The organism is Haliscomenobacter sp. (assembly GCF_041740695.1).
Classification (GTDB): Bacteria; Bacteroidota; Bacteroidia; order Chitinophagales; family Saprospiraceae; genus Haliscomenobacter.
In genome coordinates this window covers 1-19,911 of sequence record NZ_JBGSLK010000110.1, presented here as the reverse complement: position 1 = coordinate 19,911, position 19,911 = coordinate 1, and the positions used below count along the sequence as shown (strand labels likewise).

Annotated in this window: 17 protein-coding genes; 7 read left to right on the top strand and 10 right to left on the bottom strand. The window is 48.0% G+C overall.

The features are described from left to right. Positions 1–190 precede the first annotated feature (190 nt). The 3 genes from ACEW9O_RS22015 to ACEW9O_RS22005 all read right to left on the bottom strand — a co-directional run bounded on the left by ACEW9O_RS22015 (position 191) and on the right by ACEW9O_RS22005 (position 2,883). Positions 191–820 (bottom strand): DUF4230 domain-containing protein, encoded by a 630-nt coding sequence (locus ACEW9O_RS22015; protein ID WP_373552366.1) that lies wholly within the window; start codon positions 818–820, stop codon positions 191–193. Between the two features lie 76 nt (positions 821–896). Continuing rightward, a complete protein-coding gene (locus ACEW9O_RS22010; RefSeq protein ID WP_373552365.1) occupies positions 897–1,799 on the bottom strand; it encodes a DUF3108 domain-containing protein in 903 nt (300 codons plus the stop codon). Positions 1,800–1,887: 88 nt separating this feature from the next. Continuing rightward, positions 1,888–2,883, bottom strand: coding sequence for a lysylphosphatidylglycerol synthase domain-containing protein (locus tag ACEW9O_RS22005; protein ID WP_373552364.1), 996 nt, complete (start codon positions 2,881–2,883; stop codon positions 1,888–1,890). A 67-nt stretch (positions 2,884–2,950) separates the two neighbouring features. On the opposite strand from ACEW9O_RS22005, the gene ruvC reads away from it, so the two are divergent. Then, complete coding sequence (gene ruvC / locus ACEW9O_RS22000; RefSeq protein ID WP_373552363.1) at positions 2,951–3,517, top strand: crossover junction endodeoxyribonuclease RuvC; 567 nt, start codon at positions 2,951–2,953, stop codon at positions 3,515–3,517. 195 nt (positions 3,518–3,712) lie between these two features. Here the strand turns inward: ruvC and ACEW9O_RS21995 are convergent, their stop codons facing one another. Together ACEW9O_RS21995 and ACEW9O_RS21990 are read right to left on the bottom strand one after the other, a co-directional pair. Next, a complete protein-coding gene (locus ACEW9O_RS21995; RefSeq protein ID WP_373552362.1) occupies positions 3,713–5,293 on the bottom strand; it encodes a 4Fe-4S dicluster domain-containing protein in 1,581 nt (526 codons plus the stop codon). Between the two features lie 3 nt (positions 5,294–5,296). Continuing rightward, a complete protein-coding gene (locus ACEW9O_RS21990; protein WP_373552361.1) occupies positions 5,297–6,646 on the bottom strand; it encodes an NAD(P)/FAD-dependent oxidoreductase in 1,350 nt (449 codons plus the stop codon). Positions 6,647–6,874: 228 nt separating this feature from the next. Here ACEW9O_RS21990 and ACEW9O_RS21985 point away from each other — a divergent pair, with 228 nt between their 5' ends. Beyond that, positions 6,875–7,609: a T9SS type A sorting domain-containing protein gene (locus tag ACEW9O_RS21985; RefSeq protein ID WP_373552360.1), complete on the top strand. Its 735-nt coding sequence runs from the start codon at positions 6,875–6,877 to the stop codon at positions 7,607–7,609. A 104-nt stretch (positions 7,610–7,713) separates the two neighbouring features. Here the strand turns inward: ACEW9O_RS21985 and ACEW9O_RS21980 are convergent, their stop codons facing one another. Beyond that, entirely contained in the window at positions 7,714–9,876 is a 2,163-nt protein-coding gene (locus tag ACEW9O_RS21980) for an alpha-galactosidase (protein ID WP_373552359.1), read from the bottom strand. A 210-nt stretch (positions 9,877–10,086) separates the two neighbouring features. Between ACEW9O_RS21980 and ACEW9O_RS21975 the strand changes: the two genes are divergently transcribed. After that, on the top strand, positions 10,087–11,298 hold the full coding sequence (locus ACEW9O_RS21975; RefSeq protein ID WP_373552358.1) for a CotH kinase family protein: 1,212 nt from the start codon (positions 10,087–10,089) through the stop codon (positions 11,296–11,298). 63 nt (positions 11,299–11,361) lie between these two features. On the opposite strand, the gene ACEW9O_RS21970 is transcribed toward ACEW9O_RS21975, so the two are convergent. Together ACEW9O_RS21970 and ACEW9O_RS21965 are read right to left on the bottom strand one after the other, a co-directional pair. Further along, positions 11,362–11,859: a hypothetical protein gene (locus ACEW9O_RS21970; RefSeq protein WP_373552357.1), complete on the bottom strand. Its 498-nt coding sequence runs from the start codon at positions 11,857–11,859 to the stop codon at positions 11,362–11,364. A 373-nt stretch (positions 11,860–12,232) separates the two neighbouring features. Then, entirely contained in the window at positions 12,233–13,330 is a 1,098-nt protein-coding gene (locus ACEW9O_RS21965) for an aminopeptidase (protein WP_373552356.1), read from the bottom strand. A 101-nt stretch (positions 13,331–13,431) separates the two neighbouring features. On the opposite strand from ACEW9O_RS21965, the gene ACEW9O_RS21960 reads away from it, so the two are divergent. The 4 genes from ACEW9O_RS21960 to ACEW9O_RS21945 all read left to right on the top strand — a co-directional run bounded on the left by ACEW9O_RS21960 (position 13,432) and on the right by ACEW9O_RS21945 (position 17,332). After that, complete coding sequence (locus tag ACEW9O_RS21960) at positions 13,432–14,133, top strand: hypothetical protein (RefSeq protein WP_373552355.1); 702 nt, start codon at positions 13,432–13,434, stop codon at positions 14,131–14,133. A 179-nt stretch (positions 14,134–14,312) separates the two neighbouring features. Then, positions 14,313–14,735: a YkvA family protein gene (locus ACEW9O_RS21955; RefSeq protein WP_373552354.1), complete on the top strand. Its 423-nt coding sequence runs from the start codon at positions 14,313–14,315 to the stop codon at positions 14,733–14,735. A 121-nt stretch (positions 14,736–14,856) separates the two neighbouring features. Continuing rightward, positions 14,857–15,600 carry a hypothetical protein gene (locus tag ACEW9O_RS21950; RefSeq protein WP_373552353.1) on the top strand — a complete coding sequence of 248 codons (744 nt, stop codon included), beginning with the start codon at positions 14,857–14,859 and terminating at the stop codon, positions 15,598–15,600. A 94-nt stretch (positions 15,601–15,694) separates the two neighbouring features. Further along, complete coding sequence (locus ACEW9O_RS21945; protein ID WP_373552352.1) at positions 15,695–17,332, top strand: S41 family peptidase; 1,638 nt, start codon at positions 15,695–15,697, stop codon at positions 17,330–17,332. A gap of 66 nt (positions 17,333–17,398) precedes the next feature. Here the strand turns inward: ACEW9O_RS21945 and ACEW9O_RS21940 are convergent, their stop codons facing one another. Together ACEW9O_RS21940 and ACEW9O_RS21935 are read right to left on the bottom strand one after the other, a co-directional pair. Continuing rightward, on the bottom strand, positions 17,399–17,938 hold the full coding sequence (locus tag ACEW9O_RS21940; protein ID WP_373552351.1) for a hypothetical protein: 540 nt from the start codon (positions 17,936–17,938) through the stop codon (positions 17,399–17,401). 125 nt (positions 17,939–18,063) lie between these two features. After that, positions 18,064–19,734: an amino acid permease gene (locus ACEW9O_RS21935; protein ID WP_373552350.1), complete on the bottom strand. Its 1,671-nt coding sequence runs from the start codon at positions 19,732–19,734 to the stop codon at positions 18,064–18,066. Between the last annotated feature and the right edge of the window lie 177 nt (positions 19,735–19,911).

Here is a 19,911-nt window from a genome sequence, read left to right as displayed (position 1 = left end):
GCTAAACGTCTGTAGCATATCGGCCAAGCAGTGCACTTAAGGTGCGTAGCACCGGAACAGCTGAAAAGTTGCGGTGCTACGCACCTTAAAATCTACCTTCGTTCCTTTAGTCCTACAGACGTTTGGCGGCTCTGCCGCTGGTCAACTCATTTGGGACTATTACTTGGATATAACATTTCAACCCTTCAACTCAATCAATTGGTTTAGCCGCCGGTTTTTCCACCTTCGGCTTTACTGCCGCAGTCTCTTGTTGAACCGTCCAACCCGCACTTTCACCAATGAAGCGGATCAAGTCAATGATTTCAATGCCTTGCTCACGCGCCTGTTTAAACAAATCACTTTCCTTCGCTTTTTGTTCAATCAGGTCGCGGGCTTTTTTATTGATTTTGTTGTAGTCTTCTGGCGTGAAGGCATTAAAAGAGCCCTCGGAAATGTCGTAATAATCGATGCTGTGATCGATGGAAATGATCTCTGGTTCTTTGGGAATATTGCGAATGCTGATGGTTTTGGTAGCCGTATCCGCATTGATGTCCAAACCCTCTAGGTTGTAGCCTACAGATACCCGTGCCTTTACCCGCAACAGCGCTTTTTTTCGAAAAATCCACCAGTCGTAGCGCCAGTAATCCTTGTGGCTATATAATTCAGTGAAATAGCCCTCTACCGTAACCAGTTTGGCTACCGTTTCCATTTTTTCCAGCAGTACCGAAGCTTCCGCTTGGGTGACCACATGTTCTCTGGGTTTAAAAATACCCCGGGCAATCCAAAAACCAGCGATGAACACCCCGATCAACCCCAAAACAAGCAACAAGCGACGCAGCATAGTTTATTTTTTTTGTTCCAAAGATAAACAAGGGGTAATAAAAAATAAGTGTTCATTTTGCCCCACTACGAATGGCTTACTTCCCTTCATCTTCCGGGCTGATTTCCTCGCCCTCTTTTTTATCCTTCACTTTGGCACTCACCGGATAACGCACCCCTTTGTAACTTTTCAGGATCACCTTCACTGAACCAATCGAAATGGGTGACTCGATCATCAAGGGCAAACGGTTTTTGTCATCGCTAGCCCAGATGGTCAGGTTGGAACTTTCTTTAAAAATGTACCCTTTGATCACCTCTGGGTTGAAGGCTACGGTATTGAAATGCCCCAGACCCCGGATTTTTTTATTGGCAAACTTACCCTTGTAGTTCACCTTGAGTGGCCAGGTTTTTTTATCGATGAAAATTTTGATGGGAAAGTCTTGCCCGGGCCGCATTTGGTCAAAATTGAGGTTGCGGGCGCAATACACCATCGACAAAATATCGTGGATACAAGAATCTGTATCGTATTCGGTCACTTCGGCAACGTCCTTGGTTTTGCCCCGCAGGGATTTCACCTTGCCATTTTCCCGATCAAAAGACAGGCGATCGTACAAAGTGTATTTGCCCTCGTTTACTTCACGCACCGAAGTAATGGGCAAAAGGGTCTTTTTGTCCACATAGGCATCATACTTATCGCGCACCTTGAAAAAGGCATCGTAACCTCTGTAGGTGCCACCATGCGCCGAAAAATGGTAGCGGTCGCCCAAGTCTTGAACCTTGAAGGTCACCTCACCAGCCGACATCCAGATGAAATTCCAGTTGTAAAAAACCTTGTACACCATTTCTTCACCGTGCTTGAACACTTGATTGGCCATGTCACATTGGTCGCCAGCGTACATGGGAATGTGATTGGGTACACTTTCGGGCTGGGGGCTGCGAAAGGCACTCAAGCCCAGCAAGAGGGGAACCGCAGCAATTTTTATCATCCTGGAGAGAAACATAGACTTATCGTTTTGATTTCAGGAAAAAATGGAATCAGGGGACTTCATTTTAAATAAACAGTGAAAACCGCCCTTAAGGTTCGCTTTTTCACCACTTTTTGACGATGTAAAACAAACCAAGTAACGCCGGGAAGGCCAAATTTAGTACGAACAGGGTATAAGAGGCTGCCAGAATACTCAGGGCATTGGCCCCCCAAATGCCCCAAATCAGTAGGGCAATTTCACCTCTAGCCAGCAAAGCCAGTACTGGCGGCAGCGGAATTGCGGTTTGCAACAAATAAATGCTACCCACCCCGGCCAGCGCCGCATCCAGTGGCAAGTTGATGCCGTAAAAACGCAAAATGGCGTAATACTGAATGCTGTACAAACCATAACGCAACCAGGCAAAACCAAAACCAGCTGCAAAGGTGCGCCAGCTATAGCGCTCCGTGATGTCGAGGCCCTGCTTCAAGGGCATTTGTACAAATTTGAAAAAACCACGCCAAGTCCCGCCTCTGATCCGTTCCGCATAATGATGCAAAAGCCAGGGAATCACCACTACGCCCAATAAGAGCAGGCATAAAAAGAGCACGATGATGAAGCTTAAAAAAAGTCCGGTTTGTTCAATCGGGGAACTTTTGACATAATACCGCAGCCACAACAAGGAAGGGAAACCCATTCCCAACAACACCAAAAACTGGCAATAATTGCTGGCGATGGTAGCCAATAGGATTTGAGTTTTTTGCCCCTTGGGTGTCAACAACCAGCGCCCCAGGTAGTCCCCACTGCGGTTGGGCAGGAGCATGGATGCAGACACCCCGGCCAAAACCGCATGCCAACTTTGTTTAAAAGACATCCCACTCCAGGGTTGGGTGAATACGCGCCATTTAAAGGTTTCCAGGAGCCAATTGAAGGGCATCAAAAAGCAACAAAAAAGCAGGTAAACCAGTGCAGCGCCAGATAGATTGTGCCGAAAAAGTACCCAAAGCTCGGCGATGTTGTTGTGGCGAAAAAGCTCGGTATACAAACCCCACACAATGGCGAAGGCCAATAAGTAGCGAAACAAAACCCAGCGTAGCGGCGTAGTTTTAATGCACTTGAACAAAACAAAGAGTTTTAATTAATTTGCTTTAGCGTAAAAATAGTTCTACTTTGCAGCAAAATCAGCAAGGGTGGCAGAAAAATTAGAAACTTACCGCATTTTAGGCGTCGATCCGGGCACCAACATCCTGGGCTACGCCATCCTGGAAGTCAATGGGGAGGTGCTGCTCCCAGTCGACATTGGAGTGGTTTACCTGAAACAGTTTGAAGACCACCCCCAAAAACTTCAGCGCATTTTTGAACGGATCACCAGCATCATCTCCCAATACGGCCCGCGCTATCTGGCCATCGAAGCGCCCTTTTTTGGCAAAAATCCACAATCCATGCTCAAATTGGGCCGGGCTCAGGGCGTGGCCATGGCCGCCGCCATCACCAAAGGCCTCGAAATCACCGAATACTCCCCCAAGAAGATCAAACAATCCGTCACTGGCAATGGCAACGCCGCCAAGGAACAGGTAGCCGCCATGCTGCAAAACACCCTCAAAGTAAATCTGGATGGGCAGTACCTGGATGCGACGGATGCACTGGCGGCAGCGGTTTGCCATTATTATCAGTCGCGCTCGCCGTTTGGTGGGGCAGGGAAGAAGTTCAATGATTGGGGGGCTTTTTTGAAGGAGAATCCGGGGAGGGGGAAGTGAGTGTAAAGTTAAACCAGTGCTAAGTGCTAGCTGGTAGTCTTTTATGGAGTCGCCCACTTCAATCTTGCGCAGTGCTTCAGAGACCGATCTTTCATTCGTTGTTGTCATCGGACTTGGAGAATTTGTAAAAAAGGGATACTCATTCGTTCAAAAATAAGTGTTTTACAACATTATTTCAATAAGCTAGCGAAATCCCTATTCCCCAAACCTCACCCCCTTCTCCACATCCAACCTGATCACCCGCACCGCCTCAGCCCGCGTATGCACATCAATTGCGCTATTCTCCAACCTCAGCACCCCCCGTGGGCACACCGCCGCACAAATCCCGCAACCCACACAAGAAGCCCGCACGATGTCTTGCCCCTTTTGCGCGTAGGCCCGCACATCAATGCCCATTTCACAGTAGGTGGAGCAATTGCCGCAGGAGATACACTGCCCGCCATTGGTGGTGATGCGGAAACGGCTGAAAAACTTTTGCTGCAAGCCCAAAATCGCGGCCATGGGGCAGCCAAAACGGCACCACACTCTGCTTCCCATCAAGGGGTAAAAACCTACCCCAATCACCCCGGAAAAAATCGCCCCGATGAAAAAACCGTACCAGGCCTTGAGCCAATCGGCAGGGATAAAAAAGACGTTTGGATTGTTGGTGAAATAAGCCAGGGTGGTCAACCCAATGATCAGTGCAAAAATGCTGCTGGCAACAATTTTAACCGTACGGGGAATCTGTTGCAAGTACTTGGGGCGCTGCCACAAGAGCAATCCCATGCCCGCAAAAATGGCCAATACGATTACCAGAAACAAATCCCGCGTCACGTAATACCCCGCCGGATTTTCGTGAAAAATGGCGTATAAGACCGCCACCGTCATGATCACCACAAAAACCAACACGCTGTAAACCAACCACCGTTCGATTTTCCAGGCGCGCAGCGATTTGTCGCTCAGTTGCCGGAAGGGGTCGCCCACCGTTTCGGCCAGGCCCCCGCAGCCACAAACCCAGGAGCAATACCAACGTTTGCCGTAAAAATAGGTCAGCACCGGTGAAATGATGAAGATCATGGCTACGCCAAAAACGATCATGAACAAACCCACCCCGCCCGAATTGAGCAGGTAATCCATTTGCCCCTTTTCAAAAAAATCGTAGTCCAGCGGCCACATGTTTTTGAAGTCGTAATAGGGCTGATTGAGGCGTTGCATGAATTCCGGGAGCAAAAAAGCAATGCCCGTTTGGAAAAACATGACCGAGCAGGTGCGTACAACCTGATAGCGGTTGTGGCGGTATTTCCAGATGAATTTGATGCCCATGGCCAGGATGCCCAGGGTGTACAAAACCCCGTAGACAAACCACTGACTGGCCGGTTGTTTTTTCAGAAACTGGCTCAAGGGGTCAAAAAAAGCAATGAGCCCGGTATTGGCGGCGCCGTTTTGGCCTTGGCCCAGGTATTGTGGCATAAAGTAGAGAAACACGTAAAAACCCGTGATGAGCACCGCGCTCAACAAGCCCCAAAAACCTCGGTTGGAAATAGACTTGAACCACACCCCGTTGTTTTTGATGCCCGCCGTTTGCCCGCTATAGGTGTACCAAGCATAAAGTACAATCCCGCCACTGAGCAATAACAAGGCCAGGGTCAAAAAGCCAAAAGAAAAGGGAAATTGCACCCCAAAGAGGCTGAGACTGAGTATCAATAGGCCTAAGCCAGCCAGGAGGGAACCCAGTTTTTGCCCCAGGTTCAGCCCAGAATGGGCGCTTTGATTGATGATCGACAAATTTGGTTCCATGGTTTAGGCTTGGTTTGATTTTAGGAATTGGAGGACAGAACGGAGGTTGCGTTTGGCGCGGCGTTGGATGTTTTTGCCGGTTTCGGCGCTGTATTTTTCCAATAGTGCTGCTTCGTATTCGGGAAAAAATTCGGGATCGAAGTTGGCCAAACTAAGGTCTTGCAAAACACTTTCCAGCGGCGTTTTGCCCTGAATCCAGCGCTCACACACCTCCTGGCGGTAACGAATGCCCATCAGGTTGAAGCCCAAAACAGCACTAGTGGCTCGATCGTACACGATGCGAATGCTCTTTTTGCCATCCGGGTGTTCCCAGTACAAACTCGCTTCCTCGCTACTCAGCTCGGCAGGCACATGGCCATATACCTGGTATTCGATGTCAAAAAACTTGGCGGAATTGAACCAGATGCCGGGCTGATAGGCGGTTTTTTTGCCCAAAATATTGTGCGCTACATTTTCCCCCATCATCCTTCCCGTGTACCATACGGGTTCAATGGCGCGGCGGCCGGGATCGGGCTGCTGCAATTCGGCGCAGTCGCCAATGGCGTATACATCGGGTGCACTGGTTTGTAGCAGGGCGTCGACCAGGATTCCTCGTTGGGTGGCAATGCCACTGCCTTGCAAAAATCCAATGTTAGGACTGACTCCGGCGGTGAGACCCACGTAGCCGCAGGCGATGCGTTCGCCCGTGCTAGTGATGACTGCCCCTGTTTTACCCGTGCCATCATCGATGATTTCCTTTAATTCCGTATTCAAGCGCAAGTCGATGCCTTGTACCCGGATATGGCGGTTGACCATGGCTGATTCTTCCGCAGGCAGGATGCCATTCCAAAAACTGGATTCCCGCACCAAAAAAGTCACCGGAATGTGCCGGGAATGGAACATTTCGGCCATTTCGATGCCGATCAGGCCGCCGCCCACAATTACGGCGCGTTCCAAACCGATGCTCCCTTTTTCCATCGCCTCCAGGTCCTGTTTGCTGTACAAGCCATGTACGCCTTGCAGATCCTGACCTGGCCAACCAAATTTGTTGGGTTGGGAGCCGGAGGCAATGATCAATTTGTCGTAGCTGATTTGCTCGCGACTGCTGCTGTGCAGGATTTTCTCTTGGGTATCTATAGACTGGATGTTGGCATTTTTAAGCTGGATGCGATTTTTTTCCCAAAACCAATCTTCGTAGGGCTGAATGTCCTTCCAGCGCAGGTGCCCCATGTACACGTACATCAGCGCCGTGCGGGAGAAAAAATAGTCGGACTCGGCGGAGATAACGGTGATTTGACAGTCCGCGCTGAGCTGACGCAAGGTGCGCGCTGCGGTGATGCCACTGATGCCGTTGCCGATGATGGCGATGTGCATAGGAATTAGGTTAAAGTTTGGTCTGGCAATAAAAATGTTTTACGAAGTACGTTATTGTCACGATCCCCCGTGTCAAACACACTACAATATACGATGTAATTGTCCTATTGGGGACAAGTCATGTGTTAAGTTACTCCTAAACCTGGGGGTAAACCTTGACCTTTGATAGCTTTACTTGTATTTTTGTAGCAATCAATCTTAATCCAGCACAGTAACAAACCATAACCCATGAAACATAGTATACTTTTCGTTTGCTTTTTGCTGCTTAGCATGGCTTGTTTTGCCCAAACCAGTGGGTTGACTTTTTCCACCACTTCAGCTAAAAAAGACGCCGCTGTTGACCTTACTGATCCTTTCCTGGACGTACAGGTACCCATCACGATTACCAATACTTCTAAAGATACCGCCAAAATCATCTGGCGTCGCATGGCCCTCACTGGCCCAAACAAGTGGGGAACCCGCGTGTGCGACAACAATAATTGTTACGACGAAATAGTTTCTTCCAACCTCGATCCCAAGTTAAGATTGAACGAACCCTTTGTGATTCCTCCGGGTAAAAAGGCCGATTTGATCATGTACTTCTTGCCTTATGGCACGGCGGGTACGGGGAAAATTCCGGTGAGTTTGGCCTTTTCATCAAAGCCTGATACCGTAATCACTACCCTGAATTTTGAGGCCAACATCCGCAGCGTGACCACCAGTACCCGCGATATTCGTTTGGAAAACGTTCAATTGTTCCCCAACCCCAGCACCGACTATTTTCAAATCACCCGCATCGACAATGTGGATCGGGTGATCCTGTACAATATAATTGGCCGGAAAATCCGCGAATTTGAGGCGCAGGAAGGGGCACGTTACCGCGTGGCTGGTTTGCCGGATGGGATTTATTTGGCTGCGCTGATCAATGACCAAAAAGGGGTGTTGCGGACTTTGCGGGTGCACAAGCGGAGTACCCGGCCCTAACGTTCTGAGGTGTATCTTGAGTGTCTAAGGTTTCTTAGGTGGTGAAAGAATGTCGCTTTTTTTACCACCTAAGAAACCTAAGACACTTAAGACACACCTCAGTATCACTCAATGACAAACCAGATATAACCCTCCGCCGGAATTTCCACTTCCAGACTCGCCTCGTAATTCCGATTCAGTTTCAATTTCTGCGCCTTTCCAGCTTTTTCCTTAAAAACCGCCGTTTTTTCCAAACCTGCATAATACAGTGGCACTTGAATGCTCCGCTGAATCGGTACTTTAAGCGGATTGTACAACATCAGCAAGCCCTTTTCAGGCAAATTTGCATCCACGTGCAAGATACCATCCCAATCCCGGCCATCGGGCCGCCGCAAGTGAATGATGTCGGCGTTTAAAATTTGGCGGTACCGTTTGTACCAATCGATGACCCTGATCACGGTCTGTTTGGTCGCCTCCGTGTCGTACAATCTGGGCCCACGGTAACAGGCCTGGATGCCAGCCCCGTAGTATTGCACCATCAATTGTTCGTAGTCGTTGAGGTGTTCGGAGAGGGGTTCCAATACCGCTTCGGGGCCACCACCCTGATACACAGTCAAGGGCACAAACCCCCAGCCCATCGAGGGTGTTTTTTCCCAAGTGCCATCAAAAATATTTTGGCGATTGAGGATTTTTTGCTGCGCCCGGGGCAAGGAAAAATTGACTTCCCGGTAGCCCAGCCCAATTTTGTGGGTACCATCCAGGAAATACCAGTCGGGGGCATTCACGTAAATCCCATTTTCATTGCACCAGCGGTAAAGGTTTTTTTGCAGCGCCATTTGTCGCCATTGGGAATCTTCCAGACCAAGGTGCCCAGGGTGAGTAGTGGAAGCGCAGCGGTCGCCGGGATAAGGGCCATCGTTTTCAAAAATATCAAAACCCGTTTTGGACATGAAAAATTTGAGCTTTTCCAAATAAGCCAATCCCCATTCACTGCCAAAACAAGGCGCATTGCCAAAAAATGCCCCACCGGGTTTACCAGTCAAAGGATTGATTACGTCGTGCTCGTCACTGATGCGCCGACTGCTGAACAGGGAATAACTGCCAATCAGGATTTTTTTGCTGTGGGCATAATCCGTCAGCGTTTTCCAGCGCTGGATGTTGGCGACGCTGGTATCTTCCATGTTGCAATGGCTACCAAAACTCAGGATGACCCCCTCATAGCCGGTTTCGGCGCATTGGTCAATGATGCTGCGTACCTGCTCGTCATTTTTGCTGACGAGGTGCATAAAAATTGGGTTTTGGGTGGTCCAGGGTGCAACAGTACGGTACATTTTGCGCACCATCAGTCCGCGGCGTTCGCGGTCGTAACTGTCCAAGAGCAATTCGTAAGTACGGATGGACTCAAATTGTTCGCCTACCCGTAGTTCGATGCCAGGCGCAAAATCAGGATACACTTCCAGAATGCAGGGGGTCTCATAATAATAATTCACCTGAGAAGTATAGCTGGAGTCCGTTTTCCAATGCGTGGTTTGGTCGCTGATGTTGTAGCGCATGGCATTGTTGAAGGCATAATTGGTTTCGATGTAAATGCCTTGCGGTTTTTTCATCTGTTCGGGTTTGCCAACTACCGCGCTTTCCTCCTCGGGCATGGCGAGGATTTCATTCAGGACCTTGTCCAGTTGATATCCCCGCTTGGCATTTTGATTGTCGATGCTTAACCATTTGCACAAAAGAGGGATGCCATCGTAAAGTGCGTAGTGGACTTTAAGCATTAAACCCGCCAACTCCGGCGCGTTGTGCCGAAACGTCAAACTCAGCACTTTGCCTTTCGCTTGCTGGGGATTGCCCGTCCAAGTGGCTGCGCGCCAGTTGAGAAAAGGTCGCAAATCCTGAATTTCGTGGCTTTGGTATTGAAAATCTTGGGAATTGGCCGTGAAAGAATCCAACCATTCTGGCAAAAGGTAAGCTTGTTCTTTTTGCCCATGTAGGCCGCCGATGGCATACGTTTTACCGGCAAGTACAATTTTAGCTTCGGGTTTAACCGCCCGAATGAGCTGTTGACCGTTGCTCAAGTTGTAATAATCGTAACAGACCAGGTTGGGCTGTAAGCGGAAACTCCGGCGCAATAGGCCATTGTTGAGTTCGATGTTTTTTCCATCCGCACTGACGATCACCTGCGCTTTGGAAGCGGTGGGATGGATTAACCAGTCGGGAGAACGTTGCTGTGCAAGAGCAGGGAGACAATTGGTCACGATGATGATCAACAAATAAACAAGTTGAGAGCGCATGAGTGTGTGGATTTATGGACAAAGGGGCGATAAAAAAATAAGTGCTCATTTTGCCAGAGGATTAGATAAGTAAACGTTTCATTTCAAGTGTCTTATCTAATCCTCTGGCTCAGGAAAAATGAGCACTTATTTTTGCCCCACTACAAAGTCCTGGATTGGTCTTAAAATTAAAATTTTCCCTTAGATTGTGGTGCTAAACATCGTCCTGGTATGAGAAAGCCGTTTACCCTCCTCCTTTGCGGAACTGTGCTCCTGGTTCCCCTATTCCTTTTTGCTCAAGTTACTACCCCGCCCAGCTTACGGCTATTGCCTGCCGAAGAAGAAGAGTACCATCAACTCGAAACGAATATCAATGCCAAGGATCTGGCTGCTTTTCGCACTTCGCGGGGGCTAAAATTGGGCACCATTCCCAAAAAAATGAGTTTCGACAACCAGGAATTGGCTGCTGAAACGATGAAGCTTCGAGGCAAAACTTCCCTTAAGTTTCGTCGCAAAAGTTACCGGGTGGAGTTGAGTAGTCCTTTTACCTTCAAAACAACCCAAGGCCAAAAGGCGCTCAAAGATTTCCATTTGTTGAGTCTGACCATGGATCGGGGGTATTTTGGCAACCGCTTGGCCTTTGCTTGTCTGCGTGAAACGGGTGTTGCTGACCTGTACCACAGCTTTTTGGAACTCAAAATCAATGGGCAGTCGGAAGGCTTATATTGCTTTATCCAGCGACCGGAGGATTACGCCCTGGAGGATTTGGGCTCATCTTATGTGTTGCGGCGTTCGGCAGTAGACTTTGTCATCGCCGATTACAAACTGGCCAAAGGGCAAGCACCCGAGTTCAAAACCCAGGCCGACGAAGCTTATCAGGCCATGATTCGGGCAGCCAATGAACTGGAAGGGGAAGCCCAATTCGAATACCTAAAGACCCATCTCGATCTGGATGCCTACTGCACCTGGCTGGCCTTGAATACCTGGTTTCAAAATGGGGATTACACCGATGAAGTGCTTTTTTATGTAGAACCTGGCAAAACGCCCACCCGTTTTGGCATCATCCCCTGGGATTTTGACGATGTGTTTGCCACCACTCCACATGAAGATTGGCCCCGTCGGAATGCTGCATTGGGCGACAAATTGTTGTTCTCCTCTGAGGTTGGCCTGGATCGCTGCATTGCCAATAATCCTCAGCTCTACAGTTTTTACCTACAAAAAATGAAGGCCTTATTGGAAGCTTTGCCCGAAGCAAAACTGCGGGAGCTTTTTGGTACGATCTACGCTGAACTTTTTCCTTACTTCAAGCGGACGCCTATTCTGGAAATGACGCAGTACGATCGGCAAAAAACGACGAGTCTGACCAGGCTGGAGTTGCAGATGAACGAGTCTTTTCAGTTTTTGGTTAAAAGGCGGGCTAAACTCTTGGATTTAATAAAATAAAAGCCCCCCGCAGTGCACTGCGGGAGGCTCCTCGATAACACTATCATTCAAGAATCAAAAGAATTACTTCGTGGTTTGAATACGGTTAAGCACCAATTGTGCTTTGATCAAAAAGTCGCTATGGTGAAACATGTATTCGTTGTGAATCATCATCAAACGCGCAGCATCAAATGCAGCGGATTTGGGGACAATCTGGCGAGCGGCAATCGGGTGCAACCAGTATTCAAGGTTGTTGGTGCGTAGGTACGATTGATCCATTTCAAAGTTACAAACCACTGCCAGTTTGTTCAATGAAAACAGGTAATCGGTCTCCTTGTTAAGGTCTTTTTGAATGTCAACTACGTTGTAGCGCATGAAGTTGGCTCCTGAGCGCTCGCACAGAAAGACATCCCGACGGCCATCAAAAACGATGACATCGCGGAATTTGTACTTCCGGAAGTTTTTAATCAAAAAGTTCTTAATCGGTAGTTTAGAAGGGCGGAGCTTTTTGAACTCATCTTTCAGCTGCTCTTCGTCCAGTTTGAATTCTTCGTCATAGGGCTTGCGACGTTTGGTTTTCATGTTCATCACCTCTTTCGCGCGGCCTATTGTATGACCCAGCTCGTTCGTTTTGGAATAGACGTTTACGATGTCTACGTGGGCTCCATTCATCCAACTCTCTAGAAAAATCTTGTTGGTACCTGTCTCAAATACCAGTAGTGCGATTTCGCTAATAGCGTAAAAGTTAGGATAACCCCCATAGATGTTGCCATACTTTAGTTCTAGGAATGCTATACTTCTGTTCACGGTTTCAGTTTAAGTTTGTTAAGTGATCTCGAATGATGTTTTTCAGCGTTATGGTTTCCAAAATGGATGATAGTGTTCGCACATGCTACAAAATAACCTCTAAAATAGCACAAAAGTTGCTATTTGGAAGGCAAAGATAAAATTCCATTTAAATTGTGAAGTGCCCATTCTCGTAAATTTTTTCCCCGTCGGTGAAAATCTCCCCCCCTTTGCGCATATCGGTAATCATGTCCCAGTGTACAGCGGATTGGTTTTTACCCCCCGTCTGTAAATAAGACTGCCCGATGGCCAAATGTACTGTCCCGCCGATTTTTTCATCAAAAAGAATGTTTTTGGTCATTCGGTCAATGTCGTAATTAGTGCCAATGGCCGCCTCTCCAAAACGCCGGGTACCCTCAATTTTGAACACCCGATCCAGCACTTCAATGCCTTTGCTGGCTTCCCATTTTTCAATGTACCCATCTTTAACGTAAAGGGTGGCACCTTCAACTTCATCGTTGCCATACAAAGCGGGTAGCGAAAACCGTACCATTCCGTTAACAGAATCTTCTACTGGCGAAGTATAGACCTCTCCGGAGGGCATATTGGTTTGTCCGTCCGAATTCATCCAAGTGCGGCCACGGCAGGAAAACGTCAAATCGATGCCCTCACCTTTATAATGTATCTCCGAACTTTTATTCAGGTGATCCACAATGCGTTGTTGGTTTTGGCGCACCTTGATCCAACTTTCGATGGGGTCGGGATCGTTGAGTTTGCAGGCGTTGAAGACAAAATGCTCGTATTCTTCCAACGACAAACCGGCTTTTTGGGCACTGGCTTGGGTGGGGAACTGGCAAAGGTTGCGCTTGAGTTCGCGGGTGGCCGTACGCTGAAAGTACGTATCGGAGATTTTTTGGTGTGCCTCTTGATAAATTTGAGTTTTTTCGGCGGTGCTGCCATTGCTTTCGCCCAGGTTGAAGGGCGCGCGAATGTGCAGGTAGGCATCATAGGTCTCCATGGCCAACTGGTACAAGGGCGAAACCCGGCTCAACTGAGCAGGTTCAGCTTCCTGGAAAAAAATGCGGTTTTGCTCCCGAAATTCCAGCTCCGTATCTACCGTAGCCCCCGCCCGTAGTGCCGAACGATAGACTTCCCGCACTAGTGGTTCAGCCAAAATGGTGGTCTTGATAAATAGTTTGTCGCCGGGCTTGATCTCCATACAATAGTGCACCAGGAGATCAGCATATTTTTCCAAAATCGTCTTCATGTTTTTCTTAACGTTTTTTTAAGCTTTTTCGCTGAGTACAATATACAAATCCCTGGCTTCTTCTTACAAAGACATTAATCAACTCAAAAAATTTATTTTCCATGATCTCACAATTGAAAATCTCTTTGAAGTTTTTTGCCGGTTTTGCATTTGTTCTGGCGATGATGGGTTTGGCTTCTTGCGACAAAAGCAGCCTGGATGTGACCTCCGAAGACTATTTCACCCTGGGTGCAATGGATTCTCTGCACCGCAACGGTGGCTGTGGCCGCGGAAGCTGCTTTGAATTTGTGTACCCCATCAGCATCAAATTTGCCGATGGCACTACCGCTGAAGTTAGCTCCAACGAAAACATGCGCGAAACCATCCGTACCTGGAAAGAGGCTAATTCTGATGCTACTGAACGCCCTACTTTGGTTTTCCCATTGGAAGTGTTGGCAAGCGATGGTACCGTAACCAGCGTGGCAAGCGAAGACGAATTCAAAACGCTCCTGGCAACTTGCCCACCACAAGGTCGTGGCAAAGGCAAAGGCCGTGGCAGAGGACACAAACCTGGCGACAATGGCCAAACTTGCTTCAAGTTGAACTTCCCTGTAACTGTTCAGTTGCCCGATAGCACTACTGCTACAGCGGCTGACAAGGCTGCACTGCACACCATTCTGCATACCTGGAAGAAGAACAATCCAACTTCCCGGGTACGTCCTAGTCTGGTATTCCCCATCAGTGTGACGCTGACTGATGGCACTACTCAAAGTGTGGCAAGCAAAGAAGCGCTGGCTACTCTGAAGGAAAGCTGCGGGAATTAAAGATGAGAGATGAAAGATGAGAGATGAAAGATGAGAACCTTGAGTTACCTGTTTTCATCTCTCATCTTTCATCTCTCATCTTTAAAATTCGTTTTCCGTCTTAATTTTACTTGTATTCATCGGCAGTGCCTTGCATGGTGTGTGAGAAAACTGCACTTTTGAACCAAGTTAAAACGTCTATGAAACCAGAGAACAAGAAAGATCAGGCAGAAAATCCAGATGAGAACCTGGAGCAATACGCAGAAAAATTCACGGAGAAAAAACTTTGGCACAAGATTGCGCGCTTTGCGCAAAAAATTGGGGCCAAAACGGTGTACGCTGCCTTGTTGATGTTTTATGCCTACAAGCGGAAAGATACGCCCGGCTGGGCCAAAAAAATTGTCATTGGGGTGTTGGGTTACCTGATCAGCCCGATTGACTTTTTACCCGATCTATCCCCCATCATTGGCTACACCGACGACCTGGGGGTTTTGAGTTTTGGACTCGTTACCATCGCTGCATTTGTCAATGAAGAGGTGCGCAAAAAAGCCCGGACTCAATTGAGCAAGTGGTTCCCTTCGGTTCAGGAAGAAGACTTAAAAGAAGTGGAGAGCAAGTTGTGAGTGAAGAGTGAAAAGTGAAAAGTGAAAAGTGAAAAACTAGGGCAAATGCTTGGAAATTCCAACCATCATCCCGGTTTTGTGTTACCTGTGAGATTGGTATTTACTTTTCACATTTCACTCGATGGATCCACAAATTGTCACCCTTACTTTTTTTCGTTACGTTGGGGCTCGCCAACAATGGTGGGGCTTCAAACAAATGGGTCTTGCCCCAAGGAACTTAGCAAAAGTACCCGGCCTGACCTTTTCCAAAATGCTGGGTAGTGGCAATGGCAATGGCTTCAGCATTTGGCCCAATTTTGGCGTGTATGGCCTACTCGGGGTATGGGAAAATGAGGCAGTCGCACAGGATTTTTTTGAGCGAAGTCCGTTGTTTCAAAGTTTTCAAGCACAATCCACCGAAATTTCTATTGTTTACCTTAAAACCGCCAAGGTACACGGCACCTGGGATGGCGGTACTCCTTTTATAGAAAACATTGCTTATCAGCCAGAGGCTCCTTTGGCCGTATTGACCCGTGCGACCATTCGTAGCAAGTACCTCTGGCGTTTTTGGCGCTTTGTACCCGGCGTGAGCAAAGCCATGTGGCGCGAACACCAGGAAGGGCTGGTTTTTTCCATCGGGATTGGCGAGGTGCCCTTGGTGCAGCAAGCCACGTTTAGTTTGTGGAAAAACAGCGAACTCATGCAAACTTATGCTTACAAGGGGAAGTTTCACAGCGCCGTAGTCAAAAAAACGCGGGAATTGGGTTGGTACAAAGAAGAGTTGTTTGCCCGTTTTCACCCTTTTCGGGTGGAAGGTACTTGGCAAGGAAAAAATCTCAATGCGGCACTGTTTCCAGCGCTGAATGAGGAAATTGGCACTTTTTAAGCGACGCTGATCTAAATCCCCCATTTGGCATAGACCAAATCTTCATAAAAACTGTTATCATTGGGATCAAGAAGCTTCTAATAAAAATCATTCAATGATGAAGAGAATTGCGAAATACACCCTTTGGCTGTTGCCATTGGTTTTGATGACGGTGGCGTTCACCGAATATCCAAGTACACGTCAAGATTTTGAAATCAGCAAAAACCTCGAAATTTTTGCCAACACCTACAAAGAGCTCAATACAGGCTATGTAGATGAGCTCGACCCGGGCAAAGTCATGCGTGATGGCATGGAGGCCATGCTCAACAACCTCGATCCTTTCACCAACTACATCGCCGAAGCCGACATCGAAGGCTACCGCCTGCTGCGCGAAGGCACCTCCGACAACATTGGGTTTGAATTCAAAAAAATTGGTGACTTTGCTACCGTCACGGAGATTTTTCAGGATTTACCTGCCGATAAGGCTGGCGTAAAAATTGGTGACCAAATTGTAGCCATCAACAACAAGGACACCAAAAACAAAAGCACCGATGAGGTGGACTACATCCTGCGAGGTGCCGCTGGAACCACGGTGGACGTGACCTTGCGCCGCCCAGGCCAAAACAGCGATATCAAAGTCAAAATCAACCGCCAGGAAATGGAGTTGCCCAACGTGCCTTATTCAGGTATGGTGGAAGGCGATATTGCTTACGTTTCTCTTTCCACTTTTTCGCAGGAGGCGGGCAAAAACATTGCCACTGCCCTGCGCGGACTGCTGAAAGACAATCCCAATACTAAGGGAATTATTCTGGATTTGCGGGGCAACGGTGGCGGTTTGTTGATCGAAGCGGTGAACCTGTGTAATGTGTTTATCCCCAAAAATGAATTGGTGACCACCACCAGGGGCAAACTCAAAGAACAAGACCGCAGCTTCCGGACCCAAACCTCGCCGGTTTCCGATGATTTACCACTCACCGTCTTGATTGATAAAAATTCGGCTTCTGCATCGGAAATTGTCTGCGGGACCCTCCAAGATTACGACCGCGCAGTGCTGATTGGTCAACGCTCTTATGGCAAGGGCTTGGTGCAAAACACCGTGGAAGTAGGTTACAACTCCCGTTTGAAATTGACCACTGCAAAATACTACATCCCCAGCGGACGCTGTATCCAAAGTGTACAATACCGCAATGGTGAACCCATCGAGATTGAGGACAGCCGCCGTGCTACCTTCAAAACCCGCAATGGTCGTACCGTGCTGGATGGTGGCGGCGTAGCACCCGATATCAAGGTCGAACAAGCCAGCAATATCCCAGTGGTGAAAGCGCTTCAGGATCAGGATATCCTTTTCCGCTTTGTGACCGAGTTTTGCAAAGGCAAGGAAAAAATGCCCGAGGTGAAGGATTTGCGCTTTACCGATTTTGACGCTTTCCTCGCTTTTGTACAAAAAGAAAATTTCGTGTTCCGCACCGAAAGTGAAAAACTGCTGGAGCAGTTCAAACAAAAGGCTACGGATGAAGGCTACGCTTTAGGTTCTTCCGTGACTGCCATGGAAACCGCCCTGAGCAATGCCCAACTTGAACTCATCCGCAAGCACAAAGACTTGATCAGCAAATTGATCGAAAAAGACATCGCCGGGCGCTACTACTACGCCAATGGTCGTGCCCAGATCGGCCTTTTGCGCGACCCTGAAGTCCAGGAAGCAGTGAAGGTGATGCGGGATCAGCCGAAATATAAGAGCATTTTGATGAAGTGATGAATGATAAATGATGAGTGATGAATTGTCAAAGAGATTCATCACTCATCATTTATCATTCATCACTCACTGGTATCTCACCATATGCAGCCTTTGATCGATCGCCATACTCGGCTTGTCAAAAAGATAAAAGACACAGATCATCCCCTGATCTTGTTTGTGTAGGCACAAAAAGCGGCAATGTTGTTGGATGGAAAAGGAGGTTTTGGGCTTGAGGATGTAGACCCGGCCCCAATCAGCATTAAATACCTCCTTTAGTTCTCTTTCGGTCAATTCGCGGGCGGTGAAGCTGGTATTGCTTTCATTGTCACCAATGTGCAAGGCCATGCGGTAGCTGTTAACCTGGGCAAAGGGCTCATTGCCCATATCAGGAAGGAATAAAAAACGGATTTCCACCTCATCTTTTCCCGAACGAATCGCGTAGTCGTAACGCTGGAAGAGTTCTTCGGGAATGTAAGCCGGTTTGTAGTCGGAATCGAGCGGCAAAGACAATGCACTGCCCGTACGCTTGAGAAAATCCTGCACTTGCAGCGGAATCTCTTGGGCAAAACCCTGTACCAGAAACAAGGTGGAGAGGAGGAGGGTGGAAAAAAGGGTGATTTTCATGTTTCTTCGGTTTAAGGCTCCAGATTTCAACGTTCCATCCGGTCACTGAGCTGGACACTGAGCGAAGTCGAAGTGCAGTCGAAGTGTCGGATGGAACGTTGGAACCCACGAACCCTGGAACCTTTTTATGAGGCCCCTTTACTCAATTTACTATTTTTCGCGCCATACAGGAAATAAATAATCAGTCCTAAGCCCATCCAGAGGAAAAACACCAGCCAGCTTTTGGCCGGAATTTCGATCATCAGATAGGAGCAGCACAGCATTCCCAGTACCGGAATCAAGGAATAATTGCGCAGGAAGGACATTACAGCCATGGACAAGGCTAGTGCAATAAATAGGATAAATAGCACTTCCTGATAGCCCTCGTGTCCAATGTTGCTGAATGCTGCACCGAGGCGTTTGCTGGCACCAATGATGAACACAATCACCAAAGCGGGCACAATGAATTTGCCATTGATGTAAGGCAAATGGAATTTTCCGGCTTCCTTTGGTCTGGAGGGCAACAAAAGTACCCCACCACAAACCAATACAAAGGCAAATAAGGTGCCGATACTGGTCAAATCAGTCACCAAACCATCGTCAATCACCAACACCGGAATACCTACCAGCAAACCCGTTACAAAAGTAGCGAAGCTAGGCGTACGGTAACGCGGGTGAATGGTTGAAAAACGTTTGGGCAACAAACCATCGCGGCTCATGCTCATCCAAATCCGGGGCTGCCCCAATTGGAAAACGAGCAATACACTGGTCGCGGCCACCACCGCACTTACCGAAACGATAAAACCTACCGCCTTCATGTTGATTTTTTCAAACACATAAGCCAGCGGATCGGTCACATTGGCAAATTCGGAGTAATTGACCATCCCGGTAATCACCAGGGTAGTAATCACATAAATCACTGTACACAAAATCAGGGAATAAAGCATTCCTCGTGGCAAATCCCGTTGCGGGTTCTTACACTCTTCGGCAGTGGTGGATATCGCGTCAAAACCGATGTAGGCAAAAAATACCGCCGAAACCCCAGCGAGTACCCCCTTCATCCCATTGGGTAAAAAGGGCGTCCAATTGGAAGTGGTACCTTCTGAAAAAATGTACCAAATGCCAATTATTGCCACCAAAATGAGGATCGTAATTTTAAGCATAACCATTCCATTGGCAATGCGTTTGCTTTCTTTGATGCCGATATACACCAAACAAGTCACCAGTACCACAATCACAAAAGCAGGCAAGTTGATGATGAACTTGAAGCCTGAAAAGCCTGGTGCCAGTGAATAAGCCAGGTCTTCTACCGCTTTTCCGGTTTCCAGGGCATCCTGGTATTCCATTGCGGCCGATTGGTAACCAATGGTCAACCACGCTGGTAAATAGATCCCGAGGGCCTGTAAAATATTGTTGAAGTAAGCGCTCCAGGAAATCGCGACTACGATGTTGCCAATGGCATATTCCAGAATCAAAGCCCAGCCAATGATCCAGGCAACGACTTCCCCAAAGGTCACATAAGAATAGGTATAAGCGCTTCCCGAAACGGGTACTCTAGCTGCAAATTCGGCATAACAAAGGGCGGTAAAACCACAGGTAACCGCCGTAATGATAAACAGCAAACTTACCCCCGGGCCGCCAGAATAGGCCGCGCTACCAATGGTTGAAAAAATCCCCGCACCAATGACTGCAGCCACTCCCATAAAAGTGAGGTCGCGGACTGTTAAGGTACGGTTCATTGAATCGTGGGCACTACTGTCAGGGTCTTGAAGAACGGATTGAATGGGTTTTTGGCGAAACAATGACTTAAAATCCATGTGATAAGGTTTACTGTGAATAGCAGTGGTTAGGTATTTTGCGAAAATTACCTAAAAAGTTGAAGAGTTGAAATGTTTAGGGTTGAAAAATTGAAATGGAGAGTTGAGAAAGTTGAGGGAGGTTGAGATGGTTGAGGCTACCGCAGCGACTTGGACAAGGACATTGTCAAAATCGCT